The 13,937-nt window shown below is 68.9% G+C and carries 12 protein-coding genes; 5 read left to right on the top strand and 7 right to left on the bottom strand.

Features of this window, described 5'->3' with window-relative positions; all coding sequences use genetic code 11:
- Positions 1–97: 97 nt before the first annotated feature.
- On the top strand, positions 98–1,291 hold the full coding sequence (locus tag ASG75_RS09195; RefSeq protein ID WP_056388167.1) for a fatty acid desaturase: 1,194 nt from the start codon (positions 98–100) through the stop codon (positions 1,289–1,291).
- A gap of 85 nt (positions 1,292–1,376) precedes the next feature.
- Entirely contained in the window at positions 1,377–1,895 is a 519-nt protein-coding gene (locus ASG75_RS16665) for a hypothetical protein (protein ID WP_235580180.1), read from the top strand.
- Between the two features lie 37 nt (positions 1,896–1,932).
- Here the strand turns inward: ASG75_RS16665 and rpmG are convergent, their stop codons facing one another.
- Positions 1,933–2,100, bottom strand: coding sequence for a 50S ribosomal protein L33 (rpmG, locus tag ASG75_RS09185; RefSeq protein WP_007513765.1), 168 nt, complete (start codon positions 2,098–2,100; stop codon positions 1,933–1,935).
- 10 nt (positions 2,101–2,110) lie between these two features.
- The gene (gene rpmB, locus ASG75_RS09180; RefSeq protein WP_056388163.1) at positions 2,111–2,347 is read right to left on the bottom strand and encodes a 50S ribosomal protein L28; all 237 of its coding nucleotides are present in this window, start codon (positions 2,345–2,347) and stop codon (positions 2,111–2,113) included.
- 293 nt (positions 2,348–2,640) lie between these two features.
- On the opposite strand from rpmB, the gene secB reads away from it, so the two are divergent.
- From secB to ASG75_RS09165, 3 genes are all read left to right on the top strand, one after another.
- The gene (secB, locus tag ASG75_RS09175; protein ID WP_056388161.1) at positions 2,641–3,144 is read left to right on the top strand and encodes a protein-export chaperone SecB; all 504 of its coding nucleotides are present in this window, start codon (positions 2,641–2,643) and stop codon (positions 3,142–3,144) included.
- Positions 3,145–3,153: 9 nt separating this feature from the next.
- Complete coding sequence (locus ASG75_RS09170; RefSeq protein WP_056388160.1) at positions 3,154–4,179, top strand: NAD(P)H-dependent glycerol-3-phosphate dehydrogenase; 1,026 nt, start codon at positions 3,154–3,156, stop codon at positions 4,177–4,179.
- A 112-nt stretch (positions 4,180–4,291) separates the two neighbouring features.
- Complete coding sequence (locus ASG75_RS09165; RefSeq protein WP_056389233.1) at positions 4,292–7,309, top strand: DEAD/DEAH box helicase; 3,018 nt, start codon at positions 4,292–4,294, stop codon at positions 7,307–7,309.
- A 62-nt stretch (positions 7,310–7,371) separates the two neighbouring features.
- Here ASG75_RS09165 and ASG75_RS09160 read toward each other — a convergent pair whose 3' ends face one another.
- The 5 genes from ASG75_RS09160 to glk form a co-directional block, all read right to left on the bottom strand.
- Complete coding sequence (locus ASG75_RS09160) at positions 7,372–8,766, bottom strand: DUF3999 family protein (protein ID WP_056388158.1); 1,395 nt, start codon at positions 8,764–8,766, stop codon at positions 7,372–7,374.
- The gene (locus ASG75_RS09155; RefSeq protein WP_235580179.1) at positions 8,756–11,500 is read right to left on the bottom strand and encodes a DUF2339 domain-containing protein; all 2,745 of its coding nucleotides are present in this window, start codon (positions 11,498–11,500) and stop codon (positions 8,756–8,758) included. Before ASG75_RS09155 ends, ASG75_RS09160 begins: the two co-directional genes overlap by 11 nt.
- 118 nt (positions 11,501–11,618) lie before the next feature.
- Complete coding sequence (locus ASG75_RS09150; RefSeq protein ID WP_056388157.1) at positions 11,619–11,936, bottom strand: hypothetical protein; 318 nt, start codon at positions 11,934–11,936, stop codon at positions 11,619–11,621.
- Positions 11,937–12,042: 106 nt separating this feature from the next.
- Positions 12,043–12,726: an HAD family hydrolase gene (locus ASG75_RS09145; RefSeq protein ID WP_056388155.1), complete on the bottom strand. Its 684-nt coding sequence runs from the start codon at positions 12,724–12,726 to the stop codon at positions 12,043–12,045.
- Positions 12,727–12,741: 15 nt separating this feature from the next.
- Entirely contained in the window at positions 12,742–13,758 is a 1,017-nt protein-coding gene (glk, locus tag ASG75_RS09140; RefSeq protein WP_056388153.1) for a glucokinase, read from the bottom strand.
- Positions 13,759–13,937: the final 179 nt, after the last annotated feature.

The following is a 13,937-nucleotide window of genomic DNA, read 5'->3' as shown; positions in this document are numbered from 1 at the left end:
CTGCTCTTGACGGACTGCTATTATTCGTGGTCACACCATGCTGGCGGGTACGGAAACCCCTGATTTACACTGACTTGTCCCTTACCCGGTGCTTTCCATGCTCGATGCAGTGCTCAATTTTCTGAACGATGGTCTCACCGGCGCAAGCTGGGGCCAGATCGCGATCTACATGCTGGTCGTGACTCAGCTCACCATCTTCACGGTGACGCTGTACCTGCATCGCAGCCAGACCCATCGCGGCGTGGATTTCCACCCGGTGCTGGCGCACTTCTTCCGCTTCTGGGGCTGGCTGACCACCGGCATGGTCACCCGCGAGTGGGTGGCGGTGCATCGCAAGCACCACGCCAAGGTCGAGACCGAGGAAGATCCGCACAGCCCGATGATCTACGGCATCAAGAAGGTGTTCTGGGACGGCGTCTCGCTGTACCGCGACGCCTGCGAGTCGAAGCAGGACATGGAACAGTACGGCCGCGGCACGCCGGACGACTGGGTCGAGCACAAGGTTTATGGCGCGCACCCGTATTGGGGCCCGACCCTGATGCTGTTCATCAGCATCGCGCTGTTCGGCGTGATCGGTGCCGCGTTGTGGGCGGTGCAGATGGTGTGGATCCCGTTCTGGGCCGCCGGTTTCGTCAACGGCATCGGCCACTGGGCCGGCTACCGCAACTTCGAGAGCGCCGATACCGCGCGCAACCTGATCCCGTGGGGCTTCTGGATCGGCGGTGAGGAGCTGCACAACAATCATCACGCGTTCCCCAGCTCGGCCAAGTTCGCGCTGCGCAAGTGGGAATTCGACATCGGCTGGGCGGCGATCTGCGGTCTGCGCGCCGTCGGTTTGGCCAAGGTGCTGCGCGTGGCGCCGTCGCTGGACGTGCGCCCGAACGTGCGCCTGCCCGATGCCGAGACGCTGAAAGCCGTGCTCACCCACCGCTTCCAGGCGATGACCGACTACTACCGCGGCGTGATCGTGCCGACCCTCGGCGACGAGGCGCAGCATGCCGGCGAGAGTCTCAAGTCGATGCCGCGGCGCATCCGTCTGGCCATGGCCGACGGTGGCCGCTGGCTGGACAGCGAAGGCCGCGAGCGCATGCAGGCGGTGCTGGCCAAGCGCCCGACCCTGAAGACCGTGTGCGATTTCCGCAACCGCCTCGCCGCCCTGATGGAGCAGCGCGGTGCCGAGCAGGCGCTGAAGGGTCTGCAGCAGTGGATCCACGAAGCCGAAGAGAGCGGCATCCGTTCGCTGCAGGAATTCGCACAGCGGCTCAAGGGCTACAGCGTCGCAGCTGCCTGACGTCGCAGCGAAAGCACATGCGCCAGCAAAACCCGCCCGATGGCGGGTTTTTGTTTTTGAGAGAGTTCGATGGCTGGGGAAGTGGATGAGCCTGCGCGTATTGCTGATCGGTGCCAGCGGCGTATTCGGTTCGCGCGTTGCCCGCCAGCTGGCCGGCGATCCGCGCTTTCGCCTGACGCTTGCCGGCCGGCAGCTGGCCAGCCTGGCGACGCTGCGCGAAAGCCTGGGCGATCCGTCGGTACAGCTGGCCGCACTCGACGTGGCCGCGGCCGGACTGGCCGAAGCGTTGGCGGCGCAGGCAGCGCGCCATGAAGTGGTCGGCGCCGACGACATCGGCCAGGCCGTGCGCACGCAGCATTGGTGCGGCTCCGTGCATCGCCTGCACGGCGGCGGGCAACGAGCGCCAGGCGTCGTCGCCGAGCAGATCGGGGAACAGGGCGAGGGAGGTCATGGCTCGATGATGCGGGGATGGCGGCAGGCCGGGCAAGCATTCGAGCAAAAGAAAACCCGCCACGTGGGCGGGTTTTCTTTGAGGCATCGGTGTCGCCGTTGCACTGTTGCAGGAGCAACAGCGATCCCTGCTTTCGCAGGGATGACGTTCTGACAGCGCCACTCGCGCAAGGCGCGAGTGGGTCAGAACGTCACTTGATCTTGCCTTCCTTGTAGATCACGTGTTTGCGCACGACCGGATCGTACTTCTTGAACTCGAACTTTTCCGGCGTGTTCTTCTTGTTCTTCTGCGTGGTGTAGAAGTGGCCGGTGCCGGCCGAGGAGATCATGCGGATCTTGTCTTGTGATTTGTTAGCCATGGCTCAATCCTCAGACCTTGTCGCCGCGGGCGCGCATCTCGGCAATCACGGCCTCGATGCCATTCTTGTCGATCGTGCGCAGGGCGTTGTTGGAAACGCGCAGCTTGATCCAGCGATTCTCGCTGGGAACCCAGAAGCGACGCTCATGCAGGTTCGGCAACCAGCGGCGACGGGTACGGTTGTTGGCGTGCGAGACGTTGTTGCCGCTCTGCACACCCTTACCGGTGACTTGACATACACGGGCCATGACGACCTCCGTAAACTTTTTTGACACCCGTTGGCCAGGGTGTGATCGGCCCAGCGGCGCCATGCGCCACGCGATGCTGGAGTTGTCGCAACGCATGATCGTGAGGTCCGTACCGCGTGGCGGACCGCCCGGAAGCACCGGGTCGACAGAGGCGAGCCGCGTATTCTCGCAGAAAAACAAGGCTATGCGCAATCTTCCCGGGTTCCGTGGCTGTCTTTCGGCGTGCGCGCCGCGGGGATGTATGGAACAATCGGTCTCTTTTATACACACGACCCAGACCCGAGGAACTCCCGATGGCACAAGAGATCACCAACGACCAGGCCAACGGCCAGGCCAGTCAGCCGCAGCTGGTGATGCAGAAGATCTACGTGAAGGACGTGTCCTTCGAGGCGCCGAATGCGCCGCAGATCTTCCATGAAATCGACGAGAAGGATCAGCCGCAGGTGCAGCTGAACCTGGGCCAGAAGGCCACCGACCTCGGCAACGACCTGTACGAAGTGGTACTCAGCCTCACCCTGACCTGCACGATCGGCCAGCGCACCGCCTACCTGGCGGAAGTGGAGCAGGCCGGCCTGTTCGGCATCGCCGGTTTCAACGAGATGGACCACGCCGGCATCATCGGCAGCTACTGCCCGAACCTGCTGTTCCCGTATGCCCGCCAGGTGATCTCCTCGCTGGTGCTGGAAGGCGGCTTCCCGCCGTTCCTGCTGCAGCCGATCAACTTCGATGCGCTGTTCGCCGAGCAGCAGCGTCGCGCGATGGGTGGCGACGACGCCCCGGCCACGCTCAACAGCTGAGCCGTGTCCATGGCTGAAAACCCGAAGCTGACCGTCCTCGGCGCCGGCTCCTGGGGTACGGCGCTGGCGGCGTTGAGTGCGCGTAACGGCGTGCCGACCACGTTGTGGGGGCGCGACCGCGAGGCGCTGGCGGCGCTGGCGGCGAGCCGTTGCAACCAGCGTTACCTGCCCGACATCGAGCTGCCCGCGGAGCTGGCCTACGAAGGCGACCTGGCCCGCGCCGTGCGTGGTGCCGGCATCGTGCTGATCGTGGTGCCCAGTCACGCGTTCGCGGCGATGCTGGCCGAGCTGGCGCCGCTGCTCGACGCGGGCACCGCGATCGCCTGGGCGACCAAGGGCTTTGAGCCGGGCACCGGCCGCTTCCTGCACGAACTGGTGGCCGAACGGCTGCCCGGTCATCCCGCGGCGGTGGTCACCGGCCCGTCGTTCGCCAAGGAAGTCGCCGCCGGCCTGCCCAGTGCGGTTACCGTGCACTCGGACGACGCGGCATTCGCGCAGCAGCTGGCTACGCTGCTGCACGCGCCGAACCTGCGCGCGTACTCCGGCGGCGACGTGCTCGGCGCCGAACTCGGTGGCGCGATGAAGAACGTGCTGGCGGTCGCCACCGGCATCGCCGACGGCATGCAGCTGGGCTTGAACGCCCGCGCCGGCCTGATCACCCGCGGTATGAACGAAATGCTGCGCCTGGGCGTGGCGCTGGGCGCGCGGCCGGAAACGCTGATCGGCCTGTCCGGCCTCGGCGACCTGGTGCTGACCTGCACCGGCGACCTTTCGCGCAACCGCCGGCTTGGCCTGGCGCTGGGCCAGGGCGTGGCGATCGACGAGGCGGTGCGCCGGATCGGCCAGGTGGTGGAAAGCATCCTCACCGCCGACGAGGTGGCGCGGCTGGCCGACAAGCACGGCCTGGATCTGCCGATCAGCGCCGGCGTGCGCGCCGTGCTGCACGGCGAGGTCACGCCCGTGGAAGGGCTCAAGGCGCTGATGGCGCGCGAGCAGAAGCCGGAATATCCGCAAGGCCTGTTCGGCAACGCCTGAACCATTCGTTGCGCATCCGGGTCGCTCTGGCCCGGCTGCGCTTGCGACGGTCGCATCCTGCCCCTGCGCTGCTAAGCTCAATGTTTTGGTCGTCGCAACGGATCGCATGCGCATGCAGCAACCGGACGAAAAACAGCAAGCCGCCGCCGCGCCTGCCGGCGAAGACGAAGCCCTGCCGCAGGCATGGCGACGGCTGCTGGCTGCGCCGAAGCCGGCTGTGGCCGACGATCACGGCGTGCTCGGTTTCTTTCTGGAAGTGATGCCGGAAGAAGGCGCCGCGTTCGCCCGGCTGGATGTGGCGCCGGTGCTGCTGGCGGTGGTCGAGCATGGCCGCTACGCGCGACCGGCGCCGCTGGACAGCCGGCATCTGGCGCAGTCGCCGCTGCAGCCGCATGAACAACGTCTGGCCGCGACCATGCTGGGATTGCCGCAGAGCGTGCGCAAGGGTCGCAGCTATGCGCGCCTTGGCGGCCACGTCGGCGATACCCTGCTGGCCGAGGTCCTGGATACCGCGCCGTGCTTCCTCGGCGGTCTGGCCGGCTTGCGGTTGTCGCGCGGCAAGTCGCACCAGCTCAACTGGCACTGGCAGATGGAGCCGGACGGCAGCCAGCGCCTGCTGCCGGTGCTGCCGAACAACCAGCGCCTGCTGCGCATCGACGGGCTGTGGTACCTCGATGCCGAGCGCGCCACCGTGGGCCGTTTCGACGCCGCGACCGAAGAAACCCGCTGGCTGGAACTGCCGCCGCTGAAACACGAGCACGGCCGCCGCCTGCGCAACCGCCTGGCGGGCAGCCGGCTGGCCACGCGGGTGCCGTTGCCGCTGGTGTTCGGCGAGGTGCGCCGCTCGGAACTGGCGCCGAAGCCGGTGCTGACCCTGCATGCGCTGACCCGGCATGCCCGGCTGGCCGCCGGCACGCCACCGCTCGGCTACGCGCGACTCGCCTTCGACTATGCCGGCGAACGCCTGCCCGGCCGCGGCGGCGAGCCGCTGGTGCGGCGCGTGCGCAACGGCCAGCTGGTCGAGATCATCCGCCGCCGCGCCGAGGAACTCAGCGCGATGGAGCAACTCGAACGCGCCGGACTCACCCCGGGCGTGGATACCGAAGGCCTGCCGTGGGACGTGGCGGAAACCCTGCCCGACGACGCCTGGCTGTTTCCCGGCACCGGCTATGCCGGCGCGCTGGAGGTCAACACGCCGGCGCGCTGGCTGGCGTTGCGGCCCAAGCTTGAGGTGGAAAACTTCCAGGTCGAGTACGCGCCGAGCTTCCCGTTCGAAGTGCTGGAAGGCCCGGTGCGCTGGTACGGCCAGGCGGTGGAAGACTCCGACGATCACGCCTTCGACCTGGAAATCGGCATCGAGCTGGACGGCCAGCGGCACAACCTGCTGCCCGCGGTGGCGCAGGCGCTGGCCGAGCATCAGTTGAACCTCAGCCCGGCGCCGAACGAGCCGGAAGACGCGGTGTGGTACGCGCCGGTCGATGCGCGTCGGCGCGTGCCGGTGCGTCTGAAGGAGCTGCGCGGGCTGCTGGCGCCGCTGGCCGAATACCTGGAGAAGCCGCGCCAGAAACTGCATCTACCGCGCGTGCAGGCCGGCCGTCTGGAGGAGTTGGTTGCGGCGATGCCTGGCGGCAGCAGGTTGGAAGCGGCCGAGCCGCTGCTCGGCTTCGCCGCGCGCCTGCGCGACGCGGCCGAGCGCGCCAGCGATGCGGTGCCCGAAGGCCTCACGGTGGAGATGCGGCCGTACCAGCGCGAAGGCCTGCGCTGGCTGAACGCGCTGGCCGAGGCTGGCGTCGGCGGCGTGCTCGCCGACGACATGGGCCTGGGCAAGACGCTGCAGCTGATCACTCATCTGTTGTCGCTGAAACAGGGCGGTGCGCTGACCCAGCCGGCGCTGATCGTGGTGCCGACCAGCCTGATCCCGAACTGGCAGTCGGAGATCGCGCGCTTCGCGCCGATGCTGCACGTCTTGACCCTGCACGGGCCGCAGCGCGCCGAGGAATTCGCCCAGCTGGGCGCGCAGGACATCGTGCTGACCAGCTACGCGCTGCTGCCGCGCGACGTCGTCGCGTTGCGCAAGCAGCCGTTCGCGCTGATCGTGCTGGACGAGGCGCAGCAAGTGAAGAACCCGCGCACGCAGGCGCGCCGCGCGCTGCTCAGCCTGCGCACGCCGCGCTACGTCTGCCTGACCGGCACGCCGCTGGAAAACCACCTGGGCGAGCTGTGGTCGCAGATCGACCTGGCGGTGCCCGGCCTGCTCGGCGACGAGGGCGCGTTCCGCCGCTACTACCGCGTGCCGATCGAGAAGCAGCACGATGAGGAATGCCAGCAGCGGCTGAATCTGCGGCTCGCGCCGTTCATCCTGCGCCGGACCAAGGCACAGGTGGCGAAGGAGTTGCCGCCGAAAACCGAGATCACCCGCCGGGTGGTGCTGGAAGGGCGCCAGCGCGAACTCTACGAAGGCCTGCGCCTGTCGCTGGCCGAAGAGCTGCGCGAGGTGATCGCCCAGCGCGGCATCGCGCACTCCGGCATCGTGGTGCTGGACGCGCTGCTGAAATTGCGCCAGGTCTGCTGCGACCCGCGGCTGGTGAAACTGGAAGCCGCGCGCGGCGTGCACGAATCGGCGAAGTTCGAGCTGCTGATGGACATGCTGCCGGCGCTGCTCGACGAGGGTCGCAAGGTGCTGCTGTTCTCGCAGTTCACCGGCATGCTGAAACTGATCGCGACCGAGCTGGATCGCCGCCGCATCCGCTATGTCACCTTGACCGGCGACACCCGCGACCGCGCCGAGCCGGTGCAGCGCTTCCAGAACGGCGAGGTGCCGCTGTTCCTGCTGTCGCTGAAAGCCGGCGGCGTCGGCCTGAACCTCACCGCGGCCGACACCGTGATCCACTACGACCCGTGGTGGAATCCCGCCGCCGAGGCGCAGGCCAGCGATCGCGCGCACCGCATCGGCCAGGACAAGCCGGTGTTCGTGTTTCGCCTGATCACCTCGGGCACGGTGGAAGAGCGCATCGAGGAGCTGAAGGAGCGCAAGGCCGAACTGGCCGCCGCGGTGCTCGAAGGCGGCGGCAGTCGCGAGAAGCTCAGCTTCGACCAGGTCGATCTCGACTCGCTGCTGGCGCCGGCCTGATTTCCGCGGCCTGATTCATGGCGGAGGGATCGCGTGCGGAAGTGCGTCGTCGCCATCGGCGATCAGTGCGTATCGTCCTCGCGCCGCGACTGTCGCAGCAAGCTCCACGCCATGCCGGCCACGGCCAGCGCGCCGCCGATCAACACCAGCCACAGCAGCAGGCGGGTCCAGTCGAACGGCGCCTTTGGCGCGAGCAGGGCCGCTGCGCCTCCGGCGTCGCTGACCGCACCCAGCGTGGCCAGCGGCGGTTGCCAGTTGGCGCCGGCGTCGCGCGGACGCAGTCGCTCCAGCGCGGCCTCCAGTGGATAGTCGCCGCGCCGTGCGGCATGGCTGCCGGCGAGCAGGCTGTACGGGCCGCTGCCTTCGGCCAGGAACACGAACACATCCGGCTGCCATGCCACCTGCAGCGACGGCGGCTGGGACAGCGGCGTGTCGGTGTGCAGGCGCAGGTGTTGCACGCGCGTCGTCGCGAATAGAGTGGCCGGGTCTTCGCCCGTGCCTGTGCCGATGCGCACCGCGGTGATCGTGGCCAGCATCCGCCCGTTGCCCTCGTCGTGGTCGAGCAGGCTGAATCGCGCCACCGTGTTGTCGCCGCCGAGCACGACCCGCACCGCTTCCACCGGCAAGGCGGCGGGCAGGGCGTAGTCGTAATCGGCGCCGCCGGCGGTGACGGGCGCCGCCGGCGCGGCCGGCAAGGTCAGCCAGTGGCGTGCTGCCATGCGTTCGGCGAGCGGGTCGGCATAGCTGCCGCGAAGTTCCACCTGCGGCGTCTGCGCGCTGTCCCATGGCGCGACATCGTTCTGGCGAAGGCTCAGCCGGTAGTAGCGCGCCGGGCCGCCGCCGTTCAGCGCGATCGTGTGCTGTTCCACCGCGTCCCCGCCGCGTTTCACGCTGACGATTTCGATGTCCAGGCTGCGCTCGCTCCATGCCTGCAGATCGTTGCTGGCCTGCACCGAGAGATGGAAGCGCGCGTCGACCGGCAGGGCGGCCGGGTCGATCTCGATGCGATCCAGGCTCACCTGGCGATGGGCGTCGACCAGCCATTGGCCTGGCCGGGTCGATGCCGATGGCATTCCCGGCTGCTCGATCACGATGTCGCCGTTGCTGTTGCGCTGCACGCGCACGCCGGTGCCGTTGGCTGCACTGCCGGACGGCAGCGGCAGCAGGGTCGCGCGCAGCGCAAACGGATGCGACCGCGGCGGCGCCGCGGGCAGGGGCGCAAACGGCACCTCCTGGCCCTGCGCATTGACCACCACCAGATCGCGCAGGTTGGCTGCGGGCGTGGACGCGGCGTACACCGCCGGCGTCAGCTCGACCCGCCAGGCCGCGCTGCTGCCCGCGGTATCCAGCGCGTAGCGATAGGCGTAGTCGGCTGGCGTGCCGGCGCCGGCCGTGAGCGGCAGCAGCAGGCACAGCAGCCATGCGCGCCGCTTCGGCAACCAGGCGTCAAGGCGCATCGGCGGCCTCCCCGGTGGACGTCGATGGCCGGCGCGGCGGCGCCGGTGCCAGATAGCCGATGACCGTGCACAGCAGGCCGTAGGCAATGAACGAGGCAATCCCGAACAGGTTGCCCAGATGACTGCGATCGATCAGCAGCAACTTGGCCAGCACCACACCCATGGTCACCGCGCCGGCCAGCCAGACCAGCCGCTGGCCGCGCCGCGAACCCCACACCCAGGCCAGCAGGCCGAACACGCTCCAGACCACGGTGAGCGACATCTGCGCCAGGCTCGAATCGAACAGGGCGCCGTTCCACGGTACGTGACCGAGCTGGTGCACGGCGCGCAACGTGGCACTGGTGACCACGGCCATGCCGAGAACGCCCAGCACCATCGGCCGGCCCCGGCGCAGTGTCGCCGCCATCGCGCCATCGCCCAGCCAGCGTGCGAACAGCAGGCTGATGACGATCAGCAGCAACTCCAGGGGATTGAGCAGCGGCAGATACGTCATCGGCGCGGTGTCGCCGGCCATGAACAACCCGGCCAGCCAGTACAGGCCCAGCACGAACAGTACCGAGCCGAGCAAGGGCGGGCGCAGCTTCGGCAGCAGTTCGACCAGCGGCGGCGCGATCCACTGCGGCCGGGCCAGCGCCAGCGCCGCCAGCGCGCACAGCGGCAGCATGACCAGCAGCAGCATCCAGGCACCGGATATCCCCGGCGTGCCCTGCAGCAGCACCTTGATCGTGGCGCTGGCCACCAGGGCCCAGCGCCACAGCCAGCCCAGCTGGGCCAGCATGGCCGGCAGCGGCCAGCTGCGCAGACACTGCAGCGTGCGCCAGCCCAGCGCTGCCGCGGACAGGGTCGCCAGCAGATTCCAGCCCCACAACGGTGGCTGCCCATCGAGAAGCTGCCGCAGCACCAGCGGCAGGATCGCGGCGAGCAGGATCGGCGCCGTCCACGCCACCACGGTACCCAGCTCGAAGCGCGGCCGTCGCTGCGCCGCTTCGGCGGCGGCCCAACCGGTAAGCGCGAACAGGCCCATCGCCGCCGCGGCTTCGCCCGATGTGCCGACGTGGCGGCTGATTTCGTTCCAACTGGCGCCCAGCCACCAGCACAGCCCCCACCCGTACAGCAGCACCGCGGTCCAGCGCTGCAGTACGGCGTCCGTGCCCAGCCGCGCATAGAACGCCGCGCTGGCGAACGCCGCGGCGACCAGGATCAGGGCGCCGATGAAGTCACGATCGAGCCACGCCGTGGCGAGCATCGGCGCGCTGTCGCTGCGCCCGATCACCAACGCCACCGCCGCCGCCAGCTGCAAGGCCACGCCGCCCCAGCGCGCCAGCCGGCGCTGCTGACGCAGGCCGAGCCAGATCAGGCCGGCGCCTTCCAGCGCAAAAATGCTGCCGGTCAGACTGGCGCTCAGCGCCAGCGGCACCGCCAAGGTGGCGAACGCGATGGCCAGCACGGCCCAGGCGTCACGCAGGATCCCGAAGTGGCTGCGCCCGCGGATGCTCCACGCCACCGCCACGTAGATGACCGCCGCCGCCAGCGCGGAAAACGCCAGCGGCTGGCCGCGCCATTGCAGCAGGGCCGCCTGCAGCAACAGGCTGATCAGTGGGTTGCCGAACAGCAGGCAACCGTCGATCAGCTTGCGTTGCTCCGGCGCGGCGCGGTGCAGGTACAGCAGTGGGATCGCCAGATAGAACAGGAAATTCAGGATCAGGAAGGGTTCGGTGCTGGCGAACAGTTCCGGTCGGTACTGCAGCACGCCCCAGGCGCTGCCGATGCCGAACGTGGCCACGAAACCGAGCAGGTTGAGCACCCGCCACGAGCGCTTCCACGCGATGCCGAGAATGGCCAGGTTGAGCACGGCGTAATAGCTGAACAGCGCGACGTGACTGCCATGGCCGGTGGAGGTGAGGATCGGCGCGAGGAAGCCGGCGAGCAGGCCGAGCACCACCAGCGCGAGCGCTTCCTGCAACACCGCCAGCAAGCCGACACCGGCGACCAGCACCACCAGCAGCGCAAACGCCGCCGCCGGCGGCAGCAACGCGTACAGGCGGAACGCGGCAAACACGGTGATCAGCAGCACGCCGATCGCGCCACCTTGCAGCGACAGCGCAAACACCCGCCGCCCATCGCGCTGACGCCAGCCCACCAGCAGCGCGATGATCGCCGCCAGCGCCACCAGGCTCAGGCGCAGGCCGATCGGCACGCGCAGCATCCCGGCGTCCGCGGCGTATTTCAACAAGGCCGCCACGCCGGCGAACAACACCAGCATGCCGATCTTCACCGGCACGTTGCCTTCGGTAAACCAGCTCTTGATGCGCGCTATCGCCGCGGTTACCAGGTCCGGCTGCGCGGGTTGGTCCGGGCGCGCCGGGGTGGCGGCGCGTGGTCGCGGCGTGGCGCTTGGGATGGGGTGCGTCAGCGGCGGCGGCGCGACTGGCGTCGGCGCGTCGGAATACGCGGCGTCGTAGCGGGTTTCCTGCAGCTTCGCTGCCGGCGCGGCAGTCGGCGGTTGTTCGGAAGGCCGCGCCTGTGTCGGCGTCGCGACGCGTTGCGCCAGCGCCCGATCGAGCAGTGCGCGGGTCTTGTCCAGTTCGCTGCGCAGATTTTTCTGGCGCGCCCAGATCAGGCCCAGCAGCACGCCGGTCAGCATGCCGTACAGGTGGCTGCCGGAACCCGAGCCGTCGATCGTGCCGACGACCATGAACAACACCAGTCCCGCCAGCGCCCAGCCGATATACATGAACTCCCCCCGAGCCATGCCGCCTCACATCAGGGCCGGCCCGAACAGTCTGGCATGGAACGTCAACCGGTCGGTAGGCAGGGCGACCGCCGCAGGCGGGCGGTTTTTTTCACGGCGCTCAGGTCGACGGCGGCAGGCGCGTGCGCAGCAGCGCGTCCACCGACTGCTGCCATTCCGGCGAACCGGGTTTCGACTGCGGCGCTTCCTGGCCCAGCTTGTTCTGCACCGCGCGGTTCCATTCGTCCGAGCCGTGGTCCGGGCCGTGGCCGTCGTCGCTGATGCTCAGCGATCGATCGACCCACGCATACCATTCGGGGGAACCGAGCGCGGCGTTTGCCGGCGCGGATCGGCTGGCACCGGATTGCGGCGGTGCCGGCGAGGGCGAGCACGCGGCGAGCAGCAGGGCGAGCGGCAGGCTGGCGACGAGGCGGCGCATGGACGGCTCCGTGGGTGGCTGAGCGGGAGCCTACTGCGTGCGCGTGCACGGGTGATTAATTTTTCATGATGCGCGGCGGCGCGGTTCAGCAGGGCCGGCCGTCCGCTCAGTCGCGCGCCGCGATCTCGTCGATATGCCGCAGCAGGTCGGCCGGGTCGTCGTACACGCGGAACGCGCCGGACTGCTGCAGCTCGGCGTGGCCGTAGCCGCCCGAGAGCAGGCCCACGCCGAGCGCGCGGGCACGCTGCGCGGCGAGCATGTCCCACACGCTGTCGCCGATCACCAGCGACTGCTGGATGTCTACGCCCAGCTGCGCGGCGGCAGCCAGGAACAGGTCCGGGTCGGGCTTGGCGTGGCGCACCTGGTCGCGCGTCACCACCGGCACCTTCGACGGGTCGACGCCGAGCGCCTCCAGGTTGGGCGCGGCGGTTTCCATCCGCCCGCTGGTGGCGATCGCCCACGGGATGTTCTGTTCGTCGAGATGGGCCAGCAGTTCGCGCGCGCCGGGCAGCGGCCGCACCGAGCCCTGCGCATGCTGCCGGTTGAACGCCTCGGCATGCCATTGGCGCAGGCGGTCGAGGCGGTCCGCGGTGATCTCCAGCCCGGTCTCGCGCAGCAGGATGTTGGCGAACAGGCCGCCGCTCATGCCGATCTTGCGGTGGATGCGCCACACCGACAATTCCACGCCTTCGCGATCCAGCGCTTCTTTCCACGCCAGCACGTGCTGGTACACGCTGTCGATCAGGGTGCCGTCGAGGTCGAACAGGAAGGCGGTGTCGTGGCGGGGCATGGCGGTTCTCCGTGGTCAGCCGCGTGGCAACAACGACCGCCCCGATTCCACGACTGCCAGCGCCGCCGCGCCGAGCAGACCGGGCTCGGGATTCATGATCGCCTGGGTCGGCACTTTTTCCATGATGTCGCGGAAGCGGCCCTTGGCTTCGAAGCGTTCGCGGAAGCGGCCGCGTTCCAGCCACGGCAGCAGGATCGGGATCAGGCCGCCGGTGAGGTAGACGCCGTTCCAGGCGCCGAGCGTGAGCACGAGGTCGCCGGCGACGCTGCCGAAGATGCCGGCGAAGGTTTCCACGGTGCGGATGCACAGCGGGCAACTGTCGTCCTTGGCGCGGGCGGTGATGTCTTCCGGCTTGAGGTCCTCGGGCTGGGCGCCGACCATGTGGCAGATCGCGTCGTACAGGTTCACCAGGCCCTGGCCGCAGATCAGCCGCTCGTTGGAGACACGCCCGTACTTGTGGTTGAGGTAGTCGAGGATGGCGATGTCCTCCGGCGAGTGCGCGGCGAAGCCGGCGTGGCCGCCCTCGGTCTGCAGCACGCTGCAATGGCCGCCGCGCACGAGCAGGCCGCCGACGCCCAGGCCGGTGCCCGGCCCGACGATGGCAAAGGTCTGCTCGGCCTCGGCGCCGATGACCGGCCGCGCCTGCTTGCCCACGGTGACCAGGTTGTCGCCCTGCAGCAAGGTCACCGCCATGCTCTGCGCCGCGAAATCGTTGACCAGGTGCACGTACTCCAGGCCGAGCGCGCTGGCCGTCTGGTGCGCCGAGATCGCCCACGGATTGTTGGTGACCTTGACCGTCTCGCCGTCGACGATGCGCCCGGCGGCGGCTACGATCGCGCGGCGCACTTCCAGGCCGGTGTCGGCGAGATACTGCTTCGCGGTCGAGACCAGCGAGTCGTGCTCGGCCACGCGGTAGCGCCGGATGCTGTCGTCGAGCAGAGGTTTGTCGCGTGCAGGATCGGCCACCCCGAAACGGACGTTGGTGCCACCGAGATCGACGAGCAAGGTGGGGGCGCTGCTGGACTGGCTCATGTAACTTCCTGACGACGTGAAGCGCCAAGCCTGCCGACGTCACGGCGGTTAGTCCAGTGTTTTGCTGACCGTACGGCGCGGAATGTGCCGCGGTATCCGCCGGGCGGACTGATGCCAAACCGTGGCAAAGTGCCCGGCAGCGACGGGTGCGGCACGCAGCGGCGTAAAATGTCCCGATA

The sequence above is a fragment of the Rhodanobacter sp. Soil772 genome (assembly GCF_001428385.1).
In the GTDB taxonomy this organism is placed as follows: domain Bacteria; phylum Pseudomonadota; class Gammaproteobacteria; order Xanthomonadales; family Rhodanobacteraceae; genus Rhodanobacter.
The sequence above is the reverse complement of the archived record's forward strand: the minus strand, read 5'-3'. Positions and strand labels throughout refer to the sequence as shown.

What these genes read in the sequence shown, in the direction of transcription:
- ASG75_RS09150 (WP_056388157.1), bottom strand. Translation starts at nt 11,936, where the DNA reads ATGCGCCGCCTCGTCGCCAGCCTGCCGCTCGCCCTGCTGCTCGCCGCG.
- ASG75_RS16665 (WP_235580180.1), top strand. Translation starts at nt 1,377, where the DNA reads ATGAGCCTGCGCGTATTGCTGATCGGTGCCAGCGGCGTATTCGGTTCG.
- ASG75_RS09155 (WP_235580179.1), bottom strand. Translation starts at nt 11,500, where the DNA reads ATGTATATCGGCTGGGCGCTGGCGGGACTGGTGTTGTTCATGGTCGTC.
- ASG75_RS09165 (WP_056389233.1), top strand. Translation starts at nt 4,292, where the DNA reads ATGCAGCAACCGGACGAAAAACAGCAAGCCGCCGCCGCGCCTGCCGGC.
- rpmB (WP_056388163.1), bottom strand. Translation starts at nt 2,347, where the DNA reads ATGGCCCGTGTATGTCAAGTCACCGGTAAGGGTGTGCAGAGCGGCAAC.
- ASG75_RS09160 (WP_056388158.1), bottom strand. Translation starts at nt 8,766, where the DNA reads ATGCGCCTTGACGCCTGGTTGCCGAAGCGGCGCGCATGGCTGCTGTGC.
- glk (WP_056388153.1), bottom strand. Translation starts at nt 13,758, where the DNA reads ATGAGCCAGTCCAGCAGCGCCCCCACCTTGCTCGTCGATCTCGGTGGC.
- secB (WP_056388161.1), top strand. Translation starts at nt 2,641, where the DNA reads ATGGCACAAGAGATCACCAACGACCAGGCCAACGGCCAGGCCAGTCAG.
- rpmG (WP_007513765.1), bottom strand. Translation starts at nt 2,100, where the DNA reads ATGGCTAACAAATCACAAGACAAGATCCGCATGATCTCCTCGGCCGGC.
- ASG75_RS09195 (WP_056388167.1), top strand. Translation starts at nt 98, where the DNA reads ATGCTCGATGCAGTGCTCAATTTTCTGAACGATGGTCTCACCGGCGCA.
- ASG75_RS09170 (WP_056388160.1), top strand. Translation starts at nt 3,154, where the DNA reads ATGGCTGAAAACCCGAAGCTGACCGTCCTCGGCGCCGGCTCCTGGGGT.
- ASG75_RS09145 (WP_056388155.1), bottom strand. Translation starts at nt 12,726, where the DNA reads ATGCCCCGCCACGACACCGCCTTCCTGTTCGACCTCGACGGCACCCTG.